Source organism: Micromonospora vinacea (genome assembly GCF_015751785.1).
In the GTDB taxonomy this organism is placed as follows: Bacteria; Actinomycetota; Actinomycetes; order Mycobacteriales; family Micromonosporaceae; genus Micromonospora; species Micromonospora vinacea.
Genome location: NZ_JADOTY010000001.1, coordinates 4,496,744 through 4,523,109 on the forward strand (window position 1 = coordinate 4,496,744; position 26,366 = coordinate 4,523,109).

The 26,366-nt window shown below is 70.2% G+C and carries 17 protein-coding genes and 3 rRNA genes; 16 read left to right on the forward strand and 4 right to left on the reverse strand.

The window, feature by feature from the left end:
- Positions 1–48: 48 nt before the first annotated feature.
- Complete coding sequence (locus IW249_RS21245; protein WP_307788655.1) at positions 49–2,640, reverse strand: cation-translocating P-type ATPase; 2,592 nt, start codon at positions 2,638–2,640, stop codon at positions 49–51.
- Positions 2,641–2,821: 181 nt separating this feature from the next.
- On the opposite strand from IW249_RS21245, the gene IW249_RS21250 reads away from it, so the two are divergent.
- The 5 genes from IW249_RS21250 to IW249_RS21270 all read left to right on the forward strand — a co-directional run bounded on the left by IW249_RS21250 (position 2,822) and on the right by IW249_RS21270 (position 7,509).
- Positions 2,822–3,325 (forward strand): ArsR/SmtB family transcription factor, encoded by a 504-nt coding sequence (locus IW249_RS21250; protein WP_231392597.1) that lies wholly within the window; start codon positions 2,822–2,824, stop codon positions 3,323–3,325.
- Between the two features lie 49 nt (positions 3,326–3,374).
- Positions 3,375–4,847 carry a serine hydrolase domain-containing protein gene (locus IW249_RS21255; RefSeq protein WP_196922362.1) on the forward strand — a complete coding sequence of 491 codons (1,473 nt, stop codon included), beginning with the start codon at positions 3,375–3,377 and terminating at the stop codon, positions 4,845–4,847.
- Between the two features lie 46 nt (positions 4,848–4,893).
- Positions 4,894–5,394, forward strand: coding sequence for a GNAT family N-acetyltransferase (locus IW249_RS21260; RefSeq protein ID WP_196922363.1), 501 nt, complete (start codon positions 4,894–4,896; stop codon positions 5,392–5,394).
- 9 nt (positions 5,395–5,403) lie between these two features.
- Positions 5,404–6,045 (forward strand): YgjV family protein, encoded by a 642-nt coding sequence (locus IW249_RS21265; RefSeq protein WP_196922364.1) that lies wholly within the window; start codon positions 5,404–5,406, stop codon positions 6,043–6,045.
- A gap of 126 nt (positions 6,046–6,171) precedes the next feature.
- On the forward strand, positions 6,172–7,509 hold the full coding sequence (locus tag IW249_RS21270) for a hemolysin family protein (RefSeq protein ID WP_196922365.1): 1,338 nt from the start codon (positions 6,172–6,174) through the stop codon (positions 7,507–7,509).
- Between the two features lie 22 nt (positions 7,510–7,531).
- Here the strand turns inward: IW249_RS21270 and IW249_RS21275 are convergent, their stop codons facing one another.
- A complete protein-coding gene (locus IW249_RS21275) occupies positions 7,532–7,939 on the reverse strand; it encodes a PaaI family thioesterase (protein WP_196924891.1) in 408 nt (135 codons plus the stop codon).
- An 82-nt stretch (positions 7,940–8,021) separates the two neighbouring features.
- On the opposite strand from IW249_RS21275, the gene tyrS reads away from it, so the two are divergent.
- The 4 genes from tyrS (at position 8,022) to rrf (ending at position 15,174) form a co-directional block, all read left to right on the forward strand.
- The gene (gene tyrS / locus IW249_RS21280; RefSeq protein ID WP_196924892.1) at positions 8,022–9,314 is read left to right on the forward strand and encodes a tyrosine--tRNA ligase; all 1,293 of its coding nucleotides are present in this window, start codon (positions 8,022–8,024) and stop codon (positions 9,312–9,314) included.
- Between the two features lie 641 nt (positions 9,315–9,955).
- Positions 9,956–11,470: ribosomal RNA gene (locus IW249_RS21285) — 16S ribosomal RNA — on the forward strand.
- A 391-nt stretch (positions 11,471–11,861) separates the two neighbouring features.
- Positions 11,862–14,971 (forward strand): 23S ribosomal RNA (locus IW249_RS21290).
- Between the two features lie 86 nt (positions 14,972–15,057).
- Positions 15,058–15,174: ribosomal RNA gene (rrf, locus tag IW249_RS21295) — 5S ribosomal RNA — on the forward strand.
- Together the 16S, 23S and 5S rRNA genes form the textbook arrangement of a ribosomal RNA operon.
- 90 nt (positions 15,175–15,264) lie before the next feature.
- Here rrf and IW249_RS21300 read toward each other — a convergent pair.
- A complete protein-coding gene (locus IW249_RS21300; protein WP_196925112.1) occupies positions 15,265–17,187 on the reverse strand; it encodes a hypothetical protein in 1,923 nt (640 codons plus the stop codon).
- On the opposite strand from IW249_RS21300, the gene IW249_RS21305 reads away from it, so the two are divergent.
- Together IW249_RS21305 and IW249_RS21310 are read left to right on the forward strand one after the other, a co-directional pair.
- Positions 17,176–18,171 (forward strand): tetratricopeptide repeat protein, encoded by a 996-nt coding sequence (locus IW249_RS21305; protein ID WP_307788656.1) that lies wholly within the window; start codon positions 17,176–17,178, stop codon positions 18,169–18,171. The two genes, IW249_RS21300 and IW249_RS21305, sit on opposite strands and share 12 nt — an antisense overlap.
- Positions 18,168–19,199 carry an HAD-IIA family hydrolase gene (locus IW249_RS21310; protein WP_196922366.1) on the forward strand — a complete coding sequence of 344 codons (1,032 nt, stop codon included), beginning with the start codon at positions 18,168–18,170 and terminating at the stop codon, positions 19,197–19,199. Before IW249_RS21305 ends, IW249_RS21310 begins: the two co-directional genes overlap by 4 nt.
- 17 nt (positions 19,200–19,216) lie before the next feature.
- On the opposite strand, the gene IW249_RS21315 is transcribed toward IW249_RS21310, so the two are convergent.
- A complete protein-coding gene (locus IW249_RS21315) occupies positions 19,217–19,555 on the reverse strand; it encodes an SCP2 sterol-binding domain-containing protein (protein ID WP_030334914.1) in 339 nt (112 codons plus the stop codon).
- A 111-nt stretch (positions 19,556–19,666) separates the two neighbouring features.
- Here IW249_RS21315 and IW249_RS21320 point away from each other — a divergent pair, with 111 nt between their 5' ends.
- From IW249_RS21320 to IW249_RS21340, 5 genes are all read left to right on the forward strand, one after another.
- Positions 19,667–20,254: a phasin family protein gene (locus tag IW249_RS21320; RefSeq protein ID WP_196922367.1), complete on the forward strand. Its 588-nt coding sequence runs from the start codon at positions 19,667–19,669 to the stop codon at positions 20,252–20,254.
- A gap of 119 nt (positions 20,255–20,373) precedes the next feature.
- Positions 20,374–20,556, forward strand: a complete 183-nt coding sequence (locus tag IW249_RS35045) for a hypothetical protein (RefSeq protein WP_196924894.1) — start codon at positions 20,374–20,376, stop codon at positions 20,554–20,556.
- A 40-nt stretch (positions 20,557–20,596) separates the two neighbouring features.
- The gene (locus tag IW249_RS21330; RefSeq protein ID WP_196922368.1) at positions 20,597–21,457 is read left to right on the forward strand and encodes a TlyA family RNA methyltransferase; all 861 of its coding nucleotides are present in this window, start codon (positions 20,597–20,599) and stop codon (positions 21,455–21,457) included.
- Between the two features lie 103 nt (positions 21,458–21,560).
- The gene (locus IW249_RS21335) at positions 21,561–22,445 is read left to right on the forward strand and encodes an NAD kinase (protein ID WP_091407282.1); all 885 of its coding nucleotides are present in this window, start codon (positions 21,561–21,563) and stop codon (positions 22,443–22,445) included.
- Positions 22,446–22,603: 158 nt separating this feature from the next.
- Positions 22,604–26,326 carry a S8 family serine peptidase gene (locus tag IW249_RS21340; RefSeq protein WP_196922369.1) on the forward strand — a complete coding sequence of 1,241 codons (3,723 nt, stop codon included), beginning with the start codon at positions 22,604–22,606 and terminating at the stop codon, positions 26,324–26,326.
- Positions 26,327–26,366 lie beyond the last annotated feature (40 nt).

Here is a 26,366-nt window from a genome sequence, read left to right on the forward strand (position 1 = left end):
ATCAGGGGCGTACGGCAACGGACCGGGGGCCGTTGGTCCCGTCACTCGTCACGTCGCGTCAGCGTCACGGCGGGACGACGCCAGCGCCGGCCGGCGACGGGTCAGCCGCAGCGCCAGCCCGGGTACGACGCTGACCGCCGCGCAGGCCAGCAGCACGCCCGGCCCCAGCGGGTCGGTGCCGAGCAGCTCCCGCAACGGAGCGAACAGCACCCCACCGACCTGGAGCAGCGCTGACGCCGCCACCGCGACGAGGAGGCCGGGGTTGCCGTGCCGGGCTCCCGGCAGCCGGGGCGCTCGGACCGCCAGCGCCACACCGAGCTGGGCGAGCCCGAGCACCACGAAGACCACCGACTGCCACGGCAGGCCCCGGTGTGCGGCGAACACGCCGGCGCCGAGCACCACCGCGGCGATCATCGCGCCGGTGACCAGGACGTCCCGACCCAGCCCGGCGCCGAGCACCGACTCCTGGGGCGAACGCGGCGCGCGGCGCAGGGTGCCGGGTTCGGCCGGCTCGGCGCCGAGCGCCACGCCGGGCACCCCGTGGGTCAGCAGGTTGACCCAGAGGATCTGGGCCGGCAGCAGCGGTACGGCCAACCCGAACAGCGGGCCGATGAGCATCACCAGGATTTCGGCCACCCCGCCGGAGAGGGCGTACCGCAGGAAGCGGCGGATGTTGTCGTAGATCCGGCGGCCCTCGCCGATCGCGGTGGCCACTGTGGACAGCTCGTCGTCGACCAGCACCAGGTCAGCAGCCTGCCGGGCGACCTCGGTGCCACCACCCATGGCCACCCCGATGTCGGCGCGCCGGAGCGCCGGGGCGTCGTTCACCCCGTCACCGGTCATCGCCACCACCTCGCCGCGGGCCTGTAGGCCGGCGATGATGTCGAGTTTCTGTTCTGGCTGGGTCCGGGCGAAGACCCGGGTGTCCGGGTGCGCCGTCTGGTCGTCGTCGCCGCTGGCGAGGGGGTCGCCAACGCGCCAGAGGCCGAGCTGACCACCGATCGCCGCGGCCGTGGCCGGGTGGTCTCCGGTGATCAGCAGTAGCCGTACGCCGGCGGTGTCGAAGCTGTCGGCGATCTCCGGGGCACCGACGCGCAGGGGGTCGCCGACAGCGACCAGCCCCACCGGACGCAGCCCGGTGGGTGCGGCGAGGTTGGGCATCCGGTCCACCAGGGCGGTCGCGACGGCGAGCACCCGCAGCCCTTCGGCCGCCAGCCGCTGCGCGGTGGTGGTCAGTTCGGCGACCTCTTCGGCGGTGGCGTCGACCAGGGGCGCGCCGAGGATGCTCTCCGGTGCGCCCTTGCAGACCACCAGGTAACGCTGGTCGCAGGAGCGGTGCACAGTGATCATCCGGCGTTGTGCCTGGTCGAAGGGGTGCTCAGCGATCCGGGGCCAGGCGGCGCGGGTGGTCTGTGGGTCGAGGCCGCAGCGGGCCGCGAAGGCGACCAGCGCCGCTTCCAGGGGGTCACCGACAGCAGCCCAGTCGGATCGTTCGTCATCCGGGGGTGACAGGGCGGCGTCGTTGCAGAGCAGCCCGGCTCGCGCCAGTCGGCGCAGCCCCTCCGGTACGGCCACCGGCGCGCCGTCCCGGTGCACTGTGCCGTACGGGGCGTATCCGGTGCCGGTGACTCCATAGCGGGCACCGTCGGACGTGACCACCTGCTGTACCGCCATGCGCCCCTCCGTGAGGGTGCCCGTCTTGTCGGAGGCGATCACGGTCACCGAGCCGAGCGTCTCGACCGCGTGCAGTTGGCGCGGGATGGCGTGCGCGGCGGCCATCCGGCGCGCGCCCAGCGCCAGCGCCAGGGTCACCACCGCCGGCAGCGACTCGGGTACCGCCGCGACGACCAGGCTCACCGCCGTGATGGCCATGTCGACCACCGGCCGACCGCTGAGCACTCCGATCACGAAGACCAGCCCCGACAGCCCGACCGCGACCACTCCGAGCGTGCGGCCCAGGGCGGAGAGCCGGCGTTGCAGGGGCGTGGCTGCGGGCCGCGTGCCCGCCACCAGGGTGCTGATCCGGCCCAACGCGCTCGCCGGCCCCGTCCGGAGCACGGTGCCGTCCGCGCGTCCGGTGGTGACCACCGTCCCGGCCAGCGCCTCCTGACTGACGGTCCGCCCCACCGGTACCGATTCTCCACTCAACGCGGATTCATCCAGTTGCAGCCGGTTCGCCTCGACCAGCAGCAGGTCTGCCGGCACGATGTCGCCGGCCTCGATCCGGACGAGGTCGCCGTGGACCAGGTCTGCGGCGGGGACGGCCAGGTCACGGCCGTCACGGACCACCCGCGCGGTGGGGGCGGCGAGCTGGCCCAGGGCTGCGATGGCACGGTCCGCGCGGATCTCCTGCACGACACCGATGATCGTGTTCACCAGCACGACCAGGACGATCACCGCGGTGTCCGGGTAGTCGCCGAGGACCGTGGTCACCACCGCGGCGGCGAGTAGCAGGGCCACCAGTGGGTCGGTGAGCTGGTGCAGCACCCGTACGGCCGCATGCCGGCGCGGCGGCGGCGCCACCGCGTTGGGTCCGTTCGCCCGCAGCCGGGCGGCGGCCTCTGCCGCGTTGAGCCCTCCCGCGACGGGCACATCGATCGCGCCCTCCAGCGTCCCGCCCGGACCGCCGGTCTTCGCCACCAGTGACCTCCCCGTCCCGCGCGGCGCGTCACCGGCACGCCGTCCGTCTCACCATCCCGCTGCGTGATCACGCCGGGCAGAGGCGTTGCGCCCGAGGGGCTCGGGACCAAAGACCCGCGCTGGACATGGACATCCCGGACCCCGGGTAGTACGTAAATACGTTAGTGCGTACTATCGATGCATGACCACCATGGAGTCGCGGCTCGCCGCGTTGGAGACGCAGGTCGCCGCGTTGAGCGAACGCCTGACGGCGGAGCCACCAGCGCCGCCCGCATCCGAGGGCACCTTCTGGGCTCTCGACGGCCTCAAGCAACGACTGCCGGCCGACGGCACAGGCGCGGTCCTCTACACCGGCACCGTCCGCGTCGCCGGCCAGCACTACGACTGGCAGTACGGCCGCACCGTCGACGACCTGCTCGCCAACGACTGGACCGAACTGGCCAGCACCCTCTCCGCGTTGGCCCACCCCGTGCGGCTGCGGCTGCTGCGGGAGATCCTCGGCGGCCGGCAGAGCACCAGCGAGCTGGCCGAGATCGACGAGTTGGGCACCACCGGCCAACTGCATCACCACCTGCGCCAGATCACCGCCGCCGGTTGGCTGCGCAGCGCCGGCCGAGGACGCTACGCGGTCCCGGCCGAACGAGTGGTGCCACTGCTGGCCATCCTCACCGCCGCCGGCCGCTGACCAGCCGTAGCTCGACCGCGCATCCGACCACCCACACGGAGGAGCCACCATGAGCCGGGCGACAGTCACCGCCCTCGTCGTCGCGCTGATCGCCGGTCTGGTCGGGGTGGCGCTGATGCCCCGGGCGCCCCGACTCGGCGCGCAGACCACCGGCGATCGCGACCTGGCCGCAGCCGCACGGTCCGCCGCGCCCGACCCGTCGGGGCACCGCGGGCTCGCCGTCGCAGTGGTCGAGAACGGCCAGATCCGCACCGCCGGCCTGGGCGACCGGGACCCCGCCGGTCGACCCGTCGAGCCCGGCACCCCGTTCGAGATCGGCTCGGTCGCCAAGGCCCTCACCGGCATGCTCCTCGCCGACCAGGTCGCCGCCGGTGTCGTCGGCCCCGACGACCGGCTCGGCGCCACCTGGCCCGAAGTGACCGGCCCGGCCCGCGACGTCACGCTCGACGAACTCGCCAGCCACCGCGCCGGCCTGCCCCGGCTCGCCCCCGGCTCCCCGCTGGGCTGGGCACGCATCCTCTGGTCCAACGTCTCCGGCGGCAACCCCTACGCCGGGCAGGGCGTCGACACCATCCGCGACACCGCCGACCGGGTCAGTCCCGACGACGACCGCGGCGAGGTCCACTACTCCAATCTCGGGCCGTCAGTGCTCGGCCACGCGCTCGCCGCGAAGGCCGGCGTCGCGTACCCGGAGCTGCTGCGGGCCCGCGTGCTCGGGCCGCTCGGCATGACGGCCACCGTCGTCGCCACCCGCGACGACGACCTGCCGGCCGGTCGCGCCCAGGGCAGCCGGGCCGGCGGCAGGCCGCTCGACCCGTGGGCGGGGTCCGGCTACGCCCCTGCCGGCGCCGGCCCCTGGTCGACCGCCGAGGACCTGGGCCTGTTGCTCGCCGCGACCCTGGCCGGCACCGCGCCCGGCGCCGACGCCGCCACCGCCCGCTTCCGCGAGGACGACGACACCCGCATCGGGTACGGCTGGTTCACCACCCGACACGGCGACCACGAGGTGGTCTGGCACAACGGCGCGACCGGTGGGTTCCGGTCCTACGTCGGTTTCGAGCGAGCCACCGGCCGGGCGGTGGTGGTGCTCGGCAACACCGACAAGGGCGTCGAGCCGATCGGACTGCGGCTGCTCGGGGTGCCGCAGAAGACTGCCGACTCGGCGACGTCGGTGGTGCTGCCGTGGATCGGCGCCGGCCTCGCGGTGGCCTTCACCTTCCTCGGCGGCGTCTCCCTGCTCGGCACCGCCCGCCGCCGCCGACTGGACCAGGTGACAGTGCTGGCGGCGGCGGTCTGGGCGTTCGCCTATCTGGGGTTGGGGCACCAGTTGGGGGACTGGTCGGTGGTGCCGGCCTGGCTGTGGCCGCTCGGGGCCGGCCTGTCGGCGGCGGGGGTGGCACTGGCGACGACCCGGTGGCGTGCCCTGCCGCTGGTCGACGCGCGGGTGCCGTGGCGTCGGCTGCTGTCGGTGGCGAGTTCCGTGGTGGCCGCCGTGCTGGCGGTCGTGGCCCTCGCCGGCTGACGTCGCGCCGCCGCTGCGTGTCACAGCGGTTGCGTACCCTCGGCCGATGACCTCCGATGTGCTGCTGCGCCCGGTCCGCGAGGACGACCTCGTCGAGTTCTTCCTGCACCAGCAGGACCCGGAGGCCAACCGGATGGCCGCGTTCGGCCCCAAGGACCCGACCGACCGTCGGGAGTTCGCCGCACACTGGGCCCGGGTGCTCACCAACCCGGCGAACCGGGTCCGCACCGTCGAGGCCGACGGCAAGGTGGTCGGCTACGTGAGCGCGTTCCCGGTCGAAGGGCAGACCGAGGTCAGCTACTGGATCGACCCGGCGCGCTGGGGCCGGGGCCACGCCACGGCGGCCCTGGCCGCCCTGCTGCGCGAGCTGCCCCGGCCGGTGCACGCCCGCGCCGCCAAGGACAACGCCGCCTCCCTCGCGGTGCTCCGCAAGTGCGGGTTCGCTGTGGTCGGCGAAGACTCGGGGTACGCCAACGGCCGCGGCGAGGACGTCGAAGAGTGGCTGCTGGAGCTGCCCGCCGATGGTCCTGACCTGGGCGGGCACTAGTCTCGCGGCGTGAACTGGTTGGATCTCGTCGGCTGGGCCGGCTCCGCGGTGCTGGTCTGGTCGCTGCTGCAGTCGCGCATCCTGCGGTTGCGGGCGCTCAACCTCGTCGGCTGCTTCGTGTTGATCGGCTACAACGCCGCGATCGAGGTCTGGCCCGGCGTCGGGCTCAACGTCGTGCTCGCGGTGATCAACATCTGGTACCTGCGCGGGATGCTCGCCACCCGGCACGACGAGAAGACCTACCAGGTGGTCGAGGTCGGTGTCGGCGACCAGTTCCTCGCGCACACGCTGCGGGTGCACGCCGCCGACATCGCCCGGTTCAACCCCGGCTTCCACTGGGACCCGGACGCCTCGGGGCGCTCGGCGTTCCTCGTGGTCACGGCCGACGAGGTGGTCGGGGTGGTGCTGTCGCACGCCGAGGCGCCCGGCGTCGCCCAGATCGACCTGGACTACGTGACCCCGAAGTTCCGGGACTTCACCCCGGGCGAGTTCGTCTACCGGCGCAGCCACCTGTTCACCGAACGGGGCTTCCACCGGGTGGTCAGCCCGCCCCGGATGGTCGCCCCCTACTACCACCGGCTCGGCTTCCGCCCGGAGGGCGACTCGTACATCCTCGACCTGCCGGCGTCATCGACGGCCCAGTCGGCGTAGCGTCGCCGGGGCAGGATTCGGCCGGCGCCGGACGGGGCAAAGACAGGCCTACGCCGGGCGGGCTCGCCGACCGGCGGGTGCCGCGCGTAGCGGCCGGTGCCACCACCACGAGGGAGCGAACCGGGCGTGCAGAGCTACGGGAGCCAACTGGCCCTGGTCGGAGTCCTGGTCGTGATCAACGCGCTCTTCGCGGGTAGCGAGATGGCGTTGGTGTCGCTGCGAGACAGCCAGATCCAGCGGTTGGAGCGCACCAGCCGGGCCGGGCGGGTGTTGGCCCGGCTCGCCAAGGACCCCAACCGCTTCCTGGCCACCATCCAGATCGGCATCACCCTCGCCGGCTTCCTGGCCTCCGCCGCTGCGGCGGTCTCGCTGGCCAAACCCCTGGTGCCACTGCTTGGGATGTTCGGCGGCGCCGCCGAGACGGTGGCGATCGTGGCGGTCACCCTCGCGCTGACCTTCGTCACCCTGGTCTTCGGCGAGTTGGCGCCCAAGCGGATCGCCATGCAGTCCGCCGAGCGCTGGGCACTGCTGGTGGCCCGCCCACTCGACCTGCTGGCCAGCTTCACCCGGCCGGCCGTCTGGGCGCTCGGCGCCACCAGCGACGTGGTGGTCCGCCTGGTCGGGCTCAACCCCAAACACCAGCCGGACGAGATCGGCCCGGACGAGCTGCGCGACATCGTCGCCGGCAACCACGGCTTCACCAAGGAACAGCGGACCATCATCGCGGGCGCCGTGGAGATCGCCGACCGGCGGTTGCGGGCTGTCCTCGTACCCCGGTTGCAGGTCTTCACGCTCGACAGCGGGACCACCGCGGAGGCCGCGCGGCTCGTGCTGGCCGCCACCGGGCACTCCCGGGCTCCGGTCGTGCGCCACGGCGGCCTGGACGACACCGCCGGAATGATCCACCTGCGTGACCTGGTGGGCGTGCCCGACGATCGCCCGGTCGACGAGATCGCCCGGCCGCCGATGCTGCTGCCCGACTCACTGCCCGTGGTGGACGCGCTGCGCCAGTTCAAGGCCGAGCGTCAGCACATCGCGCTCGTCGTGGACGAGCGCGGCGCCGTCGACGGCATCGTGACGCTGGAGGACATCCTGGAGGAGATCGTCGGCGAGATCTACGACGAGACCGACCGGGATGTGCGCTCGGTACGACGCGACCCCGACGGCGCGCTGCTGCTGCCCGGCACCTTCCCGGTCCACGACCTGCCGGACATCGGCGTCGAGCTGCCGTCGCGCCCGGATGGCGACTACACCACAGTCGCCGGGCTGGTGCTGACCCGGCTCGGGCACATCCCCACCGTCGCCGGGGAGGACGTCACGCTGGACGGCTGGGTGCTGATGGTGGCCGGCATCGACCACCGGGCGATCACCGAGGTACGGCTCAGCCGCGTACCCGATGAAGCCGACGGCGACGCCGACACCGACCAGGCCCCGGAACCGGTGCTGGACGAGGCCCGCAGGTGACAAGTCCGGCGCACGCCGTTGCTCAGGCGGGCGAGAGGTTCTGCAGCCGGACCTGACCACGGGCGACCAGCCGGTCGTCGGCGTCGGTGATCTCCACCTGCCAGAGCTGCTGGCTGCGGCCGCGGTGCACCGGGGTACCGACCGCGGTCAGCTCGCCGTCCCGCACGGCCCGCAGGAAGTCGGTCTGGTTCGACACCCCCACGACAGTGCCCCGGTCGGCGAGCCAGAGGGCCCCGCCCACGCTGGCCGCGGTCTCCACCACCGAGCAGTACACACCGCCGTGCTGGATGCCGAACGGCTGGTGCAGCCCCGGGTGGACCTGCCAGCTGATGACCACCCGGTCGGCGCTGGCCTCCTCGAACTTGAGGCCGAGCAGGGCGGCGAAACCGCCCGTCAGATCCGGAATCTCCACGGCAAAGCCCTCCTCGATCAACGGGGCGCAAGCCTAGCCGGGGTGGGTTGCGGCAAACCCGGTACGGGTCGACGCCGACGATGGGGGAGAATCGGTGACCGTGACCGACAGCAGCCCTCCGCCGCCTGGGCGGGACTCCCTGATCGACGACCTGCTCTGGCGTGGCCTGATACAGGACTCGACCGGCCTCGACGAGCTGCGCGAGCTGCTCGACGGTGGGAAGTCCACCACGTACTACGTGGGTTTCGACCCCACCGCGCCGAGCCTGCACGTCGGCTCGCTGATGCAGGTCACCATGGCCCGCCGGCTGCAACTCGCGGGCCATCGCCCGTTGCTGCTGGTCGGCGGGGCGACCGGGCAGATCGGCGACCCGAAGGAGAGCGCCGAGCGGACCCTCAACCCGCCCGACGTGATCGCCGGCTGGGTCGAGCGCATCCGCGAGCAGTTGGCGCCGTTCGTGTCGTACACCGGGGACAACGCGGCGCAGTTGGTCAACAACCTGGACTGGACCGGCGAGATGTCGATCGTCGAGTTCCTCCGCGACGTGGGCAAACACTTCCCGGTGAACAAGATGCTCGCGCGGGAGGTGGTGCGGGCCCGCCTGGAGACCGGCATCAGCTTCACCGAGTTCAGCTACCAACTGCTACAGGCCAACGACTTCTTCGAGCTGCACCGCCGGCACGGCTGTCAGCTCCAGTTCGGCGGCTCCGACCAGTGGGGCAACATCACCGCCGGCGTCGACTACGTACGCCGACGGGGTGCGGGGCCGGTGCAGGCGTTCACCACGCCGCTCGTCACCAAGTCCGACGGCACGAAGTTCGGCAAGACCGAGGGCGGCACCGTCTGGCTCGACCCCACGATGACCAGCCCGTACGCGTTCTACCAGTTCTGGCTCAACGTCGAGGACCAGGAGGTGGACCGCTACCTGCGGTACTTCAGCTTCCGGACCCGCGACGAGCTGGAGGAGTTGGCGAAGGCGACCGCCGAACGGCCGGCGGCCCGGCTGGCGCAGCGGGCGCTCGCCGAGGAGCTGACCACCCTGGTGCACGGCGCCGACGAGACCCGGCAGGCGATCGCCGCGAGCCAGGCGCTCTTCGGCCGCGGATCGCTGGACGAGTTGGCACCGGAGACCCTGCGCGCGGCCCTGACCGAGGCCGGTCTCGTTCGCCTCACCGGCGAATTGCCGGATGTGGCGGGTCTGCTGCGTGACTCCGGTCTGGTGAGCGGCCTCAAGGAGGCCCGACGGGTGATCGCCGAGGGTGGCGCCTACGTCAACAACAACCGGGTGACCGAGGTGGACGCTCGGGTCTCGGCGACCGACCTGCTGCACGGGCGTTACCTGGTGCTGCGCCGCGGCAAGCGGTCGTTCGCGGGCGTTGAGCTGGGCGAATAGCCCACTGTCGACCATGTGACGGGGGACGCGTCCGGCGGATTTGACGATCATCCTGCCGGACGCGTAACTTTCTCTCTGTCAGCGCGGAACGGACGAAACAGGCGAAAGCCTGAGACGGCCGGAGCGCCGGCCAACGGCCAGGGGGTCGGGCGGGCATTGCCCACCGGAGCCCCAACCGGGAGGTGCCCCCAGAAACGCCGCGAGGCGGATTTGGCGCGGCGAAACCGACCGGGTATGGTTACGAACCGGCAGGGCACCGGGCGGGTCGCGGGAAATCGCGACGGCCGGCCTGCCGAATCCATGACGAGAGCGGCGCAAGCCGGTTGCGACATGGTGCCCGCATTCTCGGGTGAAGCACGACGAACCGCGAAATATCGGTTTGACACGGCGGAAACGAGCGGGTAACGTAGTAAAAGTGCCTGGCGCTGAAAGCGCCGGTCACGGTACGGAAAACCCCGGTTGGGGTTCCACTTGGGTGGGGCTTCTGGTCGGTGTGTGGTTGTTCTTTGAGAACTCAACAGGGTGCTTGTAAAGCCAGTGCCAATTATGATTTATACCCCGGACTGGTCAGTTTTTGCTGGCTGGTTGGGATTCCTTTGGCAACATTTGTTTGTTGCCGGGATAGCTGTTCAACTAATTTTTTGTTGGAGAGTTTGATCCTGGCTCAGGACGAACGCTGGCGGCGTGCTTAACACATGCAAGTCGAGCGGAAAGGCCCTTCGGGGTACTCGAGCGGCGAACGGGTGAGTAACACGTGAGCAACCTGCCCCAAGCTTTGGGATAACCCTCGGAAACGGGGGCTAATACCGAATAGGACTGCTGGCCGCATGGCTGGTGGTGGAAAGTTTTTCGGCTTGGGATGGGCTCGCGGCCTATCAGCTTGTTGGTGGGGTGATGGCCTACCAAGGCGACGACGGGTAGCCGGCCTGAGAGGGCGACCGGCCACACTGGGACTGAGACACGGCCCAGACTCCTACGGGAGGCAGCAGTGGGGAATATTGCACAATGGGCGGAAGCCTGATGCAGCGACGCCGCGTGAGGGATGACGGCCTTCGGGTTGTAAACCTCTTTCAGCAGGGACGAAGCGAGAGTGACGGTACCTGCAGAAGAAGCACCGGCCAACTACGTGCCAGCAGCCGCGGTAAGACGTAGGGTGCGAGCGTTGTCCGGATTTATTGGGCGTAAAGAGCTCGTAGGCGGCTTGTCGCGTCGACCGTGAAAACTTGGGGCTCAACCCCAAGCCTGCGGTCGATACGGGCAGGCTAGAGTTCGGTAGGGGAGACTGGAATTCCTGGTGTAGCGGTGAAATGCGCAGATATCAGGAGGAACACCGGTGGCGAAGGCGGGTCTCTGGGCCGATACTGACGCTGAGGAGCGAAAGCGTGGGGAGCGAACAGGATTAGATACCCTGGTAGTCCACGCTGTAAACGTTGGGCGCTAGGTGTGGGGGGCCTCTCCGGTTCCCTGTGCCGCAGCTAACGCATTAAGCGCCCCGCCTGGGGAGTACGGCCGCAAGGCTAAAACTCAAAGGAATTGACGGGGGCCCGCACAAGCGGCGGAGCATGCGGATTAATTCGATGCAACGCGAAGAACCTTACCTGGGTTTGACATGGCCGCAAAACTCGCAGAGATGTGAGGTCCTTCGGGGGCGGTCACAGGTGGTGCATGGCTGTCGTCAGCTCGTGTCGTGAGATGTTGGGTTAAGTCCCGCAACGAGCGCAACCCTCGTTCGATGTTGCCAGCGCGTTATGGCGGGGACTCATCGAAGACTGCCGGGGTCAACTCGGAGGAAGGTGGGGATGACGTCAAGTCATCATGCCCCTTATGTCCAGGGCTTCACGCATGCTACAATGGCCGGTACAATGGGCTGCGATACCGCGAGGTGGAGCGAATCCCAAAAAGCCGGTCTCAGTTCGGATCGGGGTCTGCAACTCGACCCCGTGAAGTCGGAGTCGCTAGTAATCGCAGATCAGCAACGCTGCGGTGAATACGTTCCCGGGCCTTGTACACACCGCCCGTCACGTCACGAAAGTCGGCAACACCCGAAGCCGGTGGCCCAACCCTTGTGGAGGGAGCCGTCGAAGGTGGGGCTGGCGATTGGGACGAAGTCGTAACAAGGTAGCCGTACCGGAAGGTGCGGCTGGATCACCTCCTTTCTAAGGAGCACCTTCACCTGAAAGGGTGCAAGGAGCCCGCGGCCTACGAATGTTGGGTCGGGGTGCTCAGATGGCGGAGACACTGGCAAGTTTTGCCCTGGCAACGGCCGGCGGCGCCTAGTACAGCCACCCTTCGGGGATGGTGGGAATGGTTGCTTCTGGTGCGGCTGGGGGGAGATGTAGGCACCCTGTTGGGTCCTGAAGGAACAACCCGTGTGGTTGTTGTTTCAGAGACGTGGCCGGCCTCCTGTGTGGGGGCTGGCAGTCTGCCAGGCATGGCCTGGCCCCACATACCGCTGGTCCTGAGAGGGGCTGGGTTTTGGTGTGGGGCGGATCGGGTTGTGGGTTGGTCGTTTGTTGAGAATTGCACAGTGGACGCGAGCATCTTTGTGGTCAAGTTGTCAAGGGCGAACGGTGAATGCCTTGGCACCAGGAGCCGATGAAGGACGTGGGAGGCCGCGATAGGCCTGGGGGAGCTGTCAACCAAGCTGTGATCCCAGGGTGTCCGAATGGGGAAACCTGGCACCAGTCATGTGGTGTCACCCACACCTGAACACATAGGGTGTGTGGAGGGAACGCGGGGAAGTGAAACATCTCAGTACCCGTAGGAAGAGAAAACAATTTAGTGATTCCGTGAGTAGTGGCGAGCGAAAGCGGATCGAGGCTAAACCGGCTGCGTGTGATACCTGTCAGGGGTTGCGTGGTCGGGGTTGTGGGACCCCGCTGAACAAGCTGACACTTGTTCGAGGAGTTACAAAGTCAGTGGCTAGTCGAACAGTCTGGAATGGCTGACCGTAGACGGTGAGAGTCCGGTAGGTGAAAGTTGCTGACCTTCTGTGGGTGTTCCCGAGTAGCGGCGGACCCCTGAAATCTGCCGTGAATCTGCCAGGACCACCTGGTAAGCCTAAATACTTCCTGGTGACCGATAGCGGACAAGTACCGTGAGGGAATGGTGAAAAGTACCCCGGGAGGGGAGTGAAATAGTACCTGAAACCGTTCGCCTACAATCCGTCGGAGCCTTGCGGGGTGACGGCGTGCCTTTTGAAGAATGAGCCTGCGAGTTAGTGGCATGTGGCGAGGTTAACCCGTGTGGGGGAGCCGTAGCGAAAGCGAGTCTGAATAGGGCGATTCAGTCGCGTGTCCTAGACCCGAAGCGGAGTGATCTAGCCATGGGCAGGCTGAAGCGCGGGTAAGACCGCGTGGAGGGCCGAACCCACCAATGTTGAAAAATTGGGGGATGACCTGTGGTTAGGGGTGAAAGGCCAATCAAACTCCGTGATAGCTGGTTCTCCCCGAAATGCATTTAGGTGCAGCGTCGCGTGTTTCTTGCCGGAGGTAGAGCACTGGATGGTCTAGGGGGCCCACAAGCTTACCGAAATCAGCCAAACTCCGAATGCCGGTAAGTGAGAGCGCGGCAGTGAGACTGCGGGGGATAAGCTTCGTAGTCGAGAGGGAAACAGCCCAGATCACCAGCTAAGGCCCCTAAGCGTGTGCTAAGTGGAAAAGGATGTGGGGTCGCATAGACAACCAGGAGGTTGGCTTAGAAGCAGCCACCCTTTAAAGAGTGCGTAATAGCTCACTGGTCAAGTGGTTCCGCGCCGACAATGTAGCGGGGCTCAAGCACACCGCCGAAGCTGTGGCATTCACATTTTATCCTCGCTTGGACTTGATTCCTTGTGCAGGTGTGTGGATGGGTAGGGGAGCGTCGTGCCGCGAGTGAAGCAGCGGGGTGACCCAGTTGTGGACGCGGCACGAGTGAGAATGCAGGCATGAGTAGCGAAAGAAGGGTGAGAAACCCTTCCGCCGGATGACCAAGGGTTCCAGGGCCAGGCTAATCCGCCCTGGGTGAGTCGGGACCTAAGGCGAGGCCGAGAGGCGTAGTCGATGGACAACGGGTTGATATTCCCGTACCCGCGAAAGAGCGTCCCTGATGAACCTCGTTGTGCTAACCATCCGAACTTGGTGAGGTCTTCGGACTGAGTTGAGGGAGCGTGGGAACCTGATGGGTAGTAGTCAAGCGATGGGGTGACGCAGGAAGGTAGCTGAGCCCGGCCGGTGGTTGTGCCGGGGTAAGCGTGTAGGCCGTGTTGTAGGCAAATCCGCAACACATGAAGGCTGAGACGTGATGCCGAGCCGATTCAGGTGAAGTCAGTGATCCTATGCTGCCGAGAAAAGCCTCTAGCGAGTTCTTAGCGGCCCGTACCCCAAACCGACACAGGTGGTCAGGTAGAGAATACCGAGGCGATCGGGCGAACTGTGGTTAAGGAACTCGGCAAATTGCCCCCGTAACTTAGGGAGAAGGGGGGCCGGAGACGTGAAGCCCCGCGCGGGTGGAGCGTTGTATGGCCGCAGAGAGCAGGGGGAAGCGACTGTTTACTAAAAACACAGGTCCATGCGAAGAAGTAATTCGATGTATATGGACTGACGCCTGCCCGGTGCTGGAACGTTAAGGGGACCTGTTAGCTCTTCGGGGCGAAGCGGAGAACTTAAGCGCCAGTAAACGGCGGTGGTAACTATAACCATCCTAAGGTAGCGAAATTCCTTGTCGGGTAAGTTCCGACCTGCACGAATGGCGTAACGACTTCCCCACTGTCTCAACCACAGGCCCGGCGAAATTGCAGTACGAGTAAAGATGCTCGTTACGCGCGGCAGGACGGAAAGACCCCGGGACCTTTACTATAGCTTGACATTGGTACTCGAATTAGCTTGTGTAGGATAGGTGGGAGCCGGTGAAGTCCATACGCCAGTATGGGTGGAGGCAATCTTGAAATACCACTCTGGTTGATTTGGGTATCTAACTTCGGACCGTTATCCGGTTCAGGGACAGTGTCTGGTGGGTAGTTTAACTGGGGCGGTTGCCTCCTAAAAGGTAACGGAGGCGCCCAAAGGTTCCCTCAGCCTGGTTGGCAATCAGGTGTTGAGTGCAAGTACACAAGGGAGCTTGACTGTGAGACTGACAGGTCGAGCAGGGACGAAAGTCGGGACTAGTGATCCGGCACTTGCGAGTGGAAGCGGTGTCGCTCAACGGATAAAAGGTACCCCGGGGATAACAGGCTGATCTTCCCCAAGAGTCCATATCGACGGGATGGTTTGGCACCTCGATGTCGGCTCGTCGCATCCTGGGGCTGTAGCAGGTCCCAAGGGTTGGGCTGTTCGCCCATTAAAGCGGTACGCGAGCTGGGTTTAGAACGTCGTGAGACAGTTCGGTCCCTATCCGCCGTGCGCGTAGGATACTTGAGAAGGGCTGTCCCTAGTACGAGAGGACCGGGACGGACGAACCTCTGGTGTGCCAGTTGTCCTGCCAAGGGCACGGCTGGTTAGCTACGTTCGGAAGGGATAACCGCTGAAAGCATCTAAGCGGGAAGCCTGCTTCAAGATGAGGTATCCCACCCACCTTGGTGGGGTAAGGCCCCCAGCTAGACGACTGGGTTGATAGGCCGGAAATGTAAGCCCGGTAACGGGTTCAGTTGACCGGTACTAATAGGCCGAGGACTTGACTACTAAGCTGCTACGCGTCCACTGTGCAACTCTGAACAAGCGAACACCCGTGAATTTTGTGCCGGGGTTGTTTGATATGTTCATAGAGTTACGGCGGTCATGGCGGAGGGGAAACGCCCGGTTACATTCCGAACCCGGAAGCTAAGCCCTCCAGCGCCGATGGTACTGCACTCGTGAGGGTGTGGGAGAGTAGGACGCCGCCGGACAATCTTCCAGTCGAGGGCCGCCCCATCCGGGTCGGCCCTCGACTGCGTAGCGCCATTGGTGGCGCAATCAGGAAGGATGTACCTGTGAGTTCAGGACCGCAGGGCGGAGACCGTCCCCGTCGTTACGAAGACCGTACTGACGGTGCGGGCGGACGCGACCGCGGCCCGCGCCGCGATGACCAAGGCCGGCCCCCATACCGGGGAGACCGCGACAGCGGCGGCGCCCGAGGCGGATACGCCGGCGGCCGCGATTCTGGCTCCCGTGGTGGTGACCGGGACAGCTCGCGCTCCAGCGCCCCCCGTGAGGGCGGCTACCGTGGCGGCGACCGCCGTGAGGGTGGTTTCCGTGGCGGCGACCGCGATGGCTCGCGTTCCAGTGCCCCCCGTGAGGGCGGCTACCGCGGCGGTGACCGGGACGGTTCGCGCTCGGGTGCTCCCCGCGAGGGTGGTTTCCGGTCCGGTGCGCCCCGCGAGGGCGGCTTCCGTGGCGGCGATCGTGACAGCTCGCGCTCCAGTGCCCCCCGCGAAGGTGGCTTCCGTGGCGGTGACCGCGATGGTGGCTTCCGTGGCGGCGACCGCCGCGAGGGTGGCTTCCGTGGTGGCGACCGGGACAGCTCGCGCTCCAGCGCCCCCCGTGAGGGTGGTTTCCGGGGTGGCGACCGGGACGGTTCGCGTTCCAGCGCCCCGCGTGAGGGTGGCTTCCGTGGGGGTGACCGTCGTGAGGGCGGTTACCAGGGCGGTGACCGCACTCGTTCCGGCCCGCCGCGCGAGGGTGGCTTCCGTGGCGGTGACCGTGACGGTGGTTTCCGTGGTGGCGACCGCCGTGAGGGTGGTTTCCGTGGTGGCGACCGCGATGGCTCGCGTTCCAGCGCCCCCCGTGAGGGTGGCTTCCGCGGTGGAGATCGCGACGGTGGTTTCCGTGGCGGCGACCGTCGTGAGGGCGGTTTCCGCGGTGGCGACCGTGAGGGTGGCTTCCGGGGCGGCGATCGGGACGGTTCGCGTTCGGGCGCTCCGCGCGAGGGTGGCTTCCGCGGTGGTGACCGCGACGGTGGTTTCCGTGGTGGCGACCGCCGTGAGGGTGGTTTCCGTGGTGGTGACCGCGACGGTTCGCGTTCGGGCGCTCCCCGTGACGGCGGCTTCCGCGGCGGCGACCGTGAGGGTGGTTTCCGTGGGGGTGACCGTCGTGAGGGCGGTTACCAGGGTGGCGACCGCACTCGCTCCGGCCCGCCGCGCGAGGGTGGCTTCCGTGGTGGTGACCGCGACGGTGGCTTCCGTGGCGGCGACCGCCGTGAGGGTGGTTTCCGTGGCGGCGACCGCGATGGCTCGCGTTCCAGCGCCCCCCGCGAGGGTGGCTTCCGCGGTGGGGACCGCGACGGTTCGCGCTCGGGTGCTCCCCACGAGGGTGGCTTCCGCGGTGGTGACCGTGAGGGTGGTTTCCGTGGGGGTGACCGTCGTGAGGGCGGTTACCAGGGTGGCGACCGCACTCGCTCCGGCCCGCCGCGCGAGGGTGGCTTCCGTGGTGGTGACCGCGACGGTGGCTTCCGTGGCGGCGACCGCCGTGAGGGTGGTTTCCGTGGCGGCGACCGCGACAGCTCGCGTTCCAGCGCCCCCCGCGAGGGCGGCTTCCGGGGCGGCGACCGCGACGGTTCGCGCTCGGGCGCTCCCCGCGAGGGCGGCTTCCGGGGCGGCGACCGCCGTGAGGGCGGCTTCCGTGGTGGCGACCGGGATGGTTCGCGTTCCAGCGCTCCCCGTGAGGGTGGTTTCCGTGGCGGTGACCGCGAGGGCGGCCACCGGGGTGGAGAGCGCACCGGGGGTTTCCGGGCCGACGAGCGGCCGCGTCGCGAGGGGGAGTTCCGTCGCGACGACCGGGCGGGTGGCTCCGAGTCGTTCGAGGGCGGGCGTAGTTCGGCCCCGGCGCTGCCGGACGACATCGTCGCGACCGACCTCGACAAGGACGTCCGCGCTGAGCTGCTCTCGCTGAACAAGCCGGTCGCCGAGACGGTGGCCCGACACCTGGTCGCCACCGGGCAGCTGATCGACGAGGACCCGGCCGAGGCGTTGGCGCACGCGCTGGCCGCCCGGCGGCTCGCGTCGCGCATCTCCGCTGTCCGCGAGGCGGTCGGTCTGGCCGCGTACCACGCGGGGGAGTGGCAGTCGGCGATCGCCGAGCTGCGCACGTACCACCGGATGAGCGGGTTGCAGAGCCACCTGGCCGTACTCGCGGACTGCGAGCGGGCCCTCGGCCGGCCGGAGCGGGCCATCGACCTGTTCCGTGGCGCGGATCGGGAGAAGCTGGACCAGGCCGTGGCGATCGAGCTGCTGATCGTCGCTGCCGGCGCGCGGGGCGACCTCGGGCAGAAGGACGCTGCGGTCGCGATGCTCCAGGTCCCGGACCTCACCAGCGAAGCCACAGTGCCGTGGACGGCCCGGCTGCGGTACGCGTACGCCGACGCGCTGCTCGCGGTGGGTCGGCGTGAGGAGGCCCGCGAATGGTTCTCCCGCGCTGCCGACGTGGACACCGAGGGCGAGACGGACGCCGCCGAGCGCCTGCTCGAGCTCGACGGCGTGGTCATCGAGGGTGACGACGAGGACGAGGCCGCCGAGGAGATCGCCGCAGGCCCGGGCACTCCTGGCGCGGTGCCGGCCCGACCCGACGCCGACCTGACCGACGACGACGACGACGATGACGATGTCGACGACGACGACGACGATGACGATGACGATGACGACGATGATGTCGACGACGACGACGATGACGACGACGACGACGATGACGATGACGAGGACTTCGACGACGACGAGGAGGACGCCGCTGTCGGCCGTCCCGTCGACGACGAAGGCTTCGACGGCGAGGACGAGGACCGTCACCCCACCGAGAGCGGCAACGCCGACGTGGACACCGCTGGCGACAGCGGCGTGACGTCGGACGTCGACGCGGCGGACGCCGACGGGACCGTGCCGGTCCGGGACGACGAGTCGGGTTCGACGCAGCGGTGAGCGCGGGCGTGGGGGAGCGGCTGGTCGACGGGTACACCCTGGTCGTCTTCGATCTGGACGGCGTGATCTACCTGATCGACCGGCCGATCCCCGGCGCCGTCGAGGCGGTGGCCCGGCTGCACGCCGAGGGACGGGCGGTGGCGTATGCCACCAACAACGCGTCCCGCCGGTCCAGCGAGGTCGCTGACCTGCTGACCGGGATGGGTGTGCCGGCCCGGCCGGAGGAGGTCCTCACCTCCGCCGCCGCCTCGGCCGAGTTGCTGCGCGACCGGCTGCCCGCCGGCGCGTCGGTGCTGGTGGTCGGTGCGGAGGCGCTGCGCGCGGAGCTGCGCGCTGTCGGTCTCACCCCGGTCACCCAGGCCGACGAGAAGCCGGCGGCGGTGGTGCAGGGGTACGGCCCGCAGGTCGGCTGGGCCGAGTTGGCCGAGGCGTCGATCGCGGTGCGGGCGGGTGCGATCTGGATCGCCACCAACACCGATCGCACCCTGCCCAGTGGGCGGGGACCACTGCCCGGCAACGGTTCGCTGGTCGCCGTGCTGCGGACGGCGCTGGAGCGGGACCCCGACGTGGTGGTCGGCAAGCCGGAGTCGGCGTTGTTCGAGACGGCCGCTCGGCGCAGTGGTGGCGGGCGGAGCCTGGTGGTGGGTGACCGGCTGGACACCGACATCGAGGGCGCCCGCCGGGCGAGGCTGGACAGCCTGCTCGTGCTCACCGGCGTCAGCGGCGTACCGGAGCTGCTGGCCGCCGAGCCGCGGCGCCGTCCCACGTACGTGGCGAGGGACCTGGCGGGGCTCTTCGACCCGGCTGCCGCGGTGCGGGTCCCGGGCCCGGCGGACGCTGGCGGCTGGTCCGTGACCGACCGGGACGGCACGCTGGAGCTGGCCGGGGCCGGCCGACCGCTGGACGCCCTGGCCGCGCTCTGCGCGGTGGCCTGGTCGGCGACGGTGCCGGCGCTGCCGAAGATCCGCCCGGTGGGCCCGGACGCGGCCCACGCGTTGGAGAGTTTCGGTCTGACCGCGGCGGCGTGACCCGGCCAGCCTCACAGTCAGAGCAGCTTGCGCAACTTGAGCAGGTCGAACGGGTTGGCCTTGATCGACACCCGGCGGGAGGTCACCGCGTTGGTGACGTCCAGGTCGCCTCGGACCAGGGCGAGCAGGTCGTCGCTGGACGTGCTCAGCGCGATCTTGGCCTTGGGGTCGTCGCCGTCGGTCAGCTCGACCAGCCGACCACCGGTGATCCGGCCGTGGAACGCGGTGTCCAGGTCGGTGATCCGGCAGGCCAACGTGCGGTCCAGGTCGATTCGTTCGCGTACTGTCTCGGCGTTGCGATCCAACCGGGCGGCCAGCTCCTGCAACGCCTGCCGGCACTCGTCCACGCTGGCCACATCTCCCCCTCGCTGATCGCCACGCCGTCCTCGGCACCGTACCGCACGGGTTGGTCCGGGGTGCCCGGTAGCGTGACACCTGCACACCCCGCCCCGTGGAAGGACTCAGGCATGCAGGACGCGTGGCGCGCCTACCTCGAGCTGGCCATGGGCCTTGCGGAGGCGCCCCGGAAGAAGGCCCAGGACGTGGCTCGTCGCCTGGTCGGCTCCGGCGGTGCGACCGCCGCCCAACTCCAGGCCCTCGGCGAGGAGCTTGTCACCACCGGCGCCGCCAACCGGGAGGCGCTGACCAAGCTGGTCCGTTTCGAGGTCGACCGGGCCCTCGGTGCGGTCGGGCTGGCCACCGCCGACGAGGTCGCCGAGCTGACCCGGCGGGTGCACGACCTGGAACGGCAGCTACGGGAGGCGCGGTCCGCCGAGCCGGCCGGCGGGCCGACCGCCGGCCCGACGCCGCAACCCGATCCGACCGTCGCCGCGCGGCCCGACGCCGGGCTCGTGCCGTCCGACTCCTCGGCCGGTGCCCCGGTCTCCGCGCCGGTGGCGAAGAAGGCCGTGGCGAAGAAGGCGGTCGCCAAGAAGGCCATTGCCAGGAAGCCGCCGGCGACGATCAGCCGGACCGCCGACGAGGACGTCCCGACGCCGGCCGTGATGCCCGCCAAGAAGGCGGTCCGCAAGCCGCGGTCGGACGACGCCGAATGACCCGGCCCGGTCCACCGCCCGGCGGGTCCTTCCCGGCCCGGCCCGGTCCGCCGGCCGGCAGCTCGTTCCCGGCCCGCCCCGGCCCCCAGGCCGGCGGCCCGCCCCGGCCTGGCCCGCCGGTGGGTGCCCGCCCCGGGCCGCCACCGGACCTCGGGGACGATGAAGCGCGGCATCCGGCGGTGGACGCCGCCGTGCAGTCCCTCGCCAACGCGGCGACACTTGCTCCGGCCGACCAGATCGCCCAGTACGAGGCGGCCTACGAGACGCTGCGGGAAACCCTCGCCACCATCGACCAGACCTGAGCGGGACGACCAGGCCTGAGCAGACCGGAGAACCACACGCATGGCACGTCGTAACCGGCTGGACGCCGAACTCGTCCGCCGCGGTCTGGCCCGCTCCCGTGAGCAGGCCGCCGCGTTGGTGGAGGCCGGCCGGGTCCAACTGCGGGGCGTGGTCGCCCGTAAGGCGGCCGCGATGGTCGACCCCGCCGACCCGCTCCTGGTGACCGGCGCGGACCCGGCCGAGGAGTACGTCTCCCGGGGCGGGCACAAGCTCGCCGGCGCGCTGGCCGCGTTCGCCCCCGGTGGGCTGCACGTCGCCGGGCGGCGTTGCCTGGACGCGGGAGCGTCGACCGGTGGGTTCACCGACGTGCTGCTGCGCGCCGACGCGGCCGAGGTGGTGGCCGTGGACGTCGGCTACGGGCAGCTCGCCTGGCCGCTGCGCACGAACGAGCGGGTCCGCGTCCTGGAGCGCACCAACGTCCGTACCCTCGACGCCGACGCGATCGGTGGCCCGGTCGACCTCACTGTCGCCGACCTGTCGTTCATCTCGCTGCGGTTGGTGCTGCCGGCGCTGGCCGGCTGCACCCGCGACGACGGTGACCTGGCGCTGATGGTCAAGCCGCAGTTCGAGGTCGGCAAGGACCGGGTCGGCGCCGGCGGTGTGGTCCGCGATCCGGAGTTGCGCGCCGAAGCGGTGCTGGACGTGGCCGCGACGGCCGAGCGGCTCGGCCTCGGGCTGGCCGACGTGGCGGCCAGCCCGCTGCCCGGGCCGAGCGGCAACGTGGAGTTCTTCGTATGGTTGCGCCGGGGCGCACCAGCGGCCGACCCGCAGCGGGTGCGGGCCGTGGTGGCGGCCGGGCCGGACGGCTCGACGACGGCCGGCGACGTGCCGGACGTGGCGGCGGAGGAGGTCGCAGGGTGAACACGCGCAGCGAGGACGTCACAACGGGCCGCGCGCTGACAGGCGGGCGCGCCGAGGCGCCGCTGGCGCGACGCCGCCCGCTCCGGCGTGGGCCGGTGGCGCGATGAGCCGGACCGCGCTGCTGGTGACGCACACCGGCCGTCGGCGCAGCACGGAACACGCCCGGTCGGTCGCCGCCGACCTGATCGACGCGGGTTTCGAGGTACGGGTGGTCGCCGACGAGGCCGACGACCTCGACCTGCCCGGCGTGGTGCCGGTCGCCGGCCCGCAGGCCGCCGAGGGCGCCGAGATCGTCTTCGCGCTCGGTGGAGACGGCACCTTTCTGCGCGCCGCCGAGCTGGCCCGGCCCGCGAAGGCGCCGCTGCTCGGCATCAACCTCGGCAAGGTGGGCTTCCTGGCGGAGGCGGAGATCGACGACCTGGACACCGCGGTCCGGGACGTCGTCGGCCGCAACTACACGGTCGACGAGCGGCTCACACTGGACGTCACCGCCGAGTTCGACGGTGGGCCGACCATCGAGTCCTGGGCGCTCAACGAGATCAGCATCGAGAAGGGCGAGCGGGCCCAGATGCTCGAGCTTCTCGTCGACGTGGACGGGCGGCCACTGTCGCGCTACGGCTGCGACGGTGTCGTCTGCGCCACCCCCACCGGCTCCACCGCGTACGCGTTCTCCGGTGGCGGCCCGGTGGTCTGGCCGGAGGTGGAAGCGCTGCTGCTGGTGCCGATCAGCGCGCACGCGCTGTTCAGCCGCCCGCTGGTCACGGCCCCGACGTCCACCTTCGTGATCACCGTGGACCCGTTCACCACCCTCGCCGTGCTCTCCTGCGACGGCCGGCGCGTCTACGACCTGCCACCCGGCGCGCGGGTGACGGTGCGACGGGGCGCCCTGCCGGTACGCATCGTGCGGCTGCGCCCCCGCCCGTTCACCGACCGGCTGGTGGCCAAGTTCGGCCTCCCCGTGCACGGGTGGCGCGGCAGCCGCCGGTGACCGTGGCGCACACAGTCGGTGGATGTGAGTTGTCCACCTGACGACATGTCGCCGCTGCGGCGGCGGGCGACTAGTGACCTGGTGACACGCTCCGACGCAGACTCCGATCGGCCCTCATCTACGGATGGCGGGCCTGGAGGAGTAGAGGAGCGCATCGCATGCACTGGTCCCCACGCTGGCTCGCCGTCGGCGCGATCGGCGCGTTGGTGGTCGGCGTCGCCGCACCGGCGTCCGCCGACCCGCCCGCCCGGCCCACCGGCCCCACATCGGGCACGCCCACCCCGCACGCGGCACCCGTCCGCGTCACCCTGATCACCGGCGACCAGGTCGAGCTCGCGCCCGCGGCGCCGGGCCGGGTCGCCGCCACCGTCCGTCCGGGACCCGGGCGCGAGCGGGTCATCTTCCAGACCCTGGAGGTCGACGGCCGGCTGCGGGTGCTGCCCAGCGACGCCCTGCCCTACGTCTCGAGCGGGGTCCTCGACGCCAACCTGTTCGACGTGCAGGAGTTGGCCGCCGACGGATACGGCGACGCTGCGCAGGGCGCGTTGCCGCTGATCGTTCGCTACCAGGAGCAGGCGGCCGGGCGGGTCAAGCCGCTTGCCGGTGCCACTGACGCCCGGCCGCTGGAGAGCATCAACGGCGCCGCGCTGCGGGTCGGCAAGGGCGCCCTCGGGGGCCTGTGGACCACGCTCGCCGGTACGCCGGCCAGCCGGACCACGACTGCCGCCGCGCCCCGGCTGGGTGCTGGCATCGCCCGTGTCTGGCTGGACGGGCGGGTCCGCCCGACGCTGGAGCACAGCGTGCCGCAGATCGGCGCCCCGACCGCCTGGGCCGCCGGGCGGGACGGTGCCGGCGTGAAGGTGGCGGTGCTCGACACCGGTGTCGACGCCACCCACCCCGACCTGGCCGGTCGAATCGCTGAGGCGCAGGACTTCTCCGGCAGCGGCAGCGCCCGTGACGGGCACGGCCACGGCACCCACGTGGCCGCCACCATCGCCGGCAGCGGGGCGGCGTCCGACGGGAGACGCAAGGGCGTCGCCCCGGGTGCGCAGCTGCTGGTCGGCAAGGTGCTCGACGACGGTGGCTCCGGCTTCAGCTCGTCCATCATCGCGGGCATGGAGTGGGCCGCCCACTCCGGCGCGAAGGTGGTCAGCATGAGCCTCGGTGGCGACCCCACCGACGGCACCGACCCGATGAGCCAGGCGGTGAACGACCTGACCGCCGAGACCGGCGCGCTCTTCGTGGTCGCCGCCGGCAACTCGGGCGCCGCGCGTACCGTCGGCGCGCCCGGCGCGGCCGCGGCGGCGCTCACCGTCGGCGCGGTGGACCGCGCCGACAACCTGGCGGAGTTCTCCAGCCGGGGCCCGCGCCTCGGCGACAACGGCCTCAAGCCCGAGATCACCGCGCCGGGCGTCGGCATTGTCGCCGCGCGGGCCGCCGGCACCACAATGGGTACGCCGGTGGACGACGCCTACACGACCGCGTCGGGCACGTCGATGGCCACTCCGCACGTGGCTGGAGCGGCGGCGATCCTCGCCCAGGAACACCCAGACTGGCCCGCCGCGAAACTCAAGGACGCGCTTGTCAGCACCACGAAGGCGAACCCGGCACTCACCGTCTTCGAGCAGGGTGGCGGTCGGGTCGACGTGGCGCGGGCGCTCGGGCAGCAGGTGTACGCCTCGGCCACCGCGGACTTCGGCCGGATCTCCACCGGCGGTACCGCGGTCGAGCGGACCGTGACGTACACCAACGGCACGAAGACCGCGCAGACACTGCGGCTGGCCCTGGAACTCCGCAACCTGGACACCGGAGCGGCCGAGCCCGACGGGGTCGCCGTGACCTCCGGCGAGGTGACAGTGCCGGCGGGCGGCAGCGTGGCCGTGCCGCTGCGCGCCGACCCGGCGAAGTTGGGCCGGGGCCCGCACGGTGGCTGGCTGGTGGCGACCGGCACGGACGGCGTCGCCGTGCGCACCCCGGTCGGGCTCACCGTCAGCGGTCCTGTGCACCAACTCACCATCAAGCTGCTCGACCGGGAGGGTCAGCCGGGCCTCTCGCCGGGGTTGACCGTCTTCGGTGAGCAGCCCGAGTCGGACTTCTGGGGCATGTGGGGTGGCGAGGGCACCCTGCAGGTCGAGGAGGGCCCGTACGTGCTGACCGCGCTGCTCACGCACGGCGTCCCCCTGGACGAGCAGATGACGCAGATCATCGAGCCGGAGGTGACCGTCGACCGGGATATCACCGTGGTGCTCGACGCGCGTAAGGGCACGCCGGTGCGGATCGAGACGCCGAAGCCCAGCGAGCAGCGGGCCACGCTCAGCTACTACGTGCACCGGGTTCTGGGCAACGGCCGGCAGATTGACCACGGTGTGATGGCCTACAGCACCGTTCAGCAGGTCAACGTGACGCCGACCCGCCAGGTGCGCCGGGGCGAGTTCGAGTTCGCCTCACGGTGGCAGCTCGTCGCGCCCATGGTGGACGCGACGATCAGCGGGGTGTCCGGTCCGTCGGACATCAACCTGCTGGGCACGTCACCGGCGCCGACCGGTCGGCGGAAGCTGCCGCTGGTCTGGGCCGGCACCGGCACCCCCGCCGAGCTGACCCGGGTGCGGGGCGCCGCCGTGCTGCTCAGCGCCGACCCGAACCGCTCCGAGGAGGAGCAGGTGACCGCCGCCGCGGCAGCCGGCGCCGCCGCGGTCCTGATCGTCCGGCCGGAGGACCAGAGCGCGTGGACGGTCTGGCGGCCCACCGGAGAGCGGCTGCCGATCCCGTCGATGGCAGTGGCGTACGACGACGGGCAGCGGCTGATCGCGGCAGCGCGCAGGGGCCGGGCGACGCTGGACCTGACGCTGACCGTGGACAGCCCCTACCTGTACGACGTGTGGCAGGTGTCGAAGGGTCGGGTGCCGGAGCGTGTCGTGCACGCGGTGACCTCGAAGAACACCGCCGAGGTGACCGCGAGCTACGGCGACGTGGGTGCGGGCTGGGCAACCGAGGAGCGGTTCGGCTGGCGTCCGTGGCAGGAGTACGCCTGGAACGACGACCAGCGCATGGTCCGCAACGGCACCACCCGTCAGGAGTTCGTCAGCGCCGGCGACAACTGGTGGCAGCATCGGGTGCTGCACAAGCAGATGTTCATGCAGTGGGGGCAGTTGGCCGGTGGTCTGACCGAGCAGCCCCGCCGCTACGCCGCCGACGACCGGGTGACCGAGACCTGGCACGCGCCGGTGATCCGCCCGGCCGTTCCGGCCAGCGGTGCGCCGGTGCCCACGCGCACCGGTGACAACCTGGATCTGCGGGTGGCCGAATTCGTCGACGCGCAGGGCCACTACAGCGTGGCCGGCGAGAGCGAGGAGTCGGACACCGTCGCGGCGCGGGTCAGCCGCGACGGGCAGCAGATCGCGGACCTCTCCGACGGCTGGGCGCCCGTGCCCACCACCGCCGGGGCGGCCCGCTACCGCCTGGACGTGACCACCCAGCGCTCCTCGGACGAGTGGCGCTACGGCACGCGGACCGACACGGCCTGGGAGTTCACCTCGGCCCGACCGGCGGGCGACGCCGCCACGCCGTTGTCGCTGCTCCAGGTCGACTACCGGGTGCCGGCCGACCTGCTCGGCACGGTACGCGGCAACCGGTCGCACCAGCTCGGGCTGACCCTGCGGCAGCCGGCCGGAGTGCCGGCGCCGACCGGCGCCAGCGTCCGGGTGCAGGTCTCCTTCGACGGGGGCGTCACCTGGCGCAACGCGCCGACCACGGGGTCGGGCACCCGGTACACCGCTACCGTGCCGGCGGGGCGCGGAACGGTGTCGCTGCGGGTGCACGCCGCCGACCGGGCCGGGAACACCGTCGACCAGACGGTGCTCCAGGCGTACGGGCTGCGCTGATCGGGCATGGCGGGACGGCCCGGCCGTCCCGCCCTTGCGG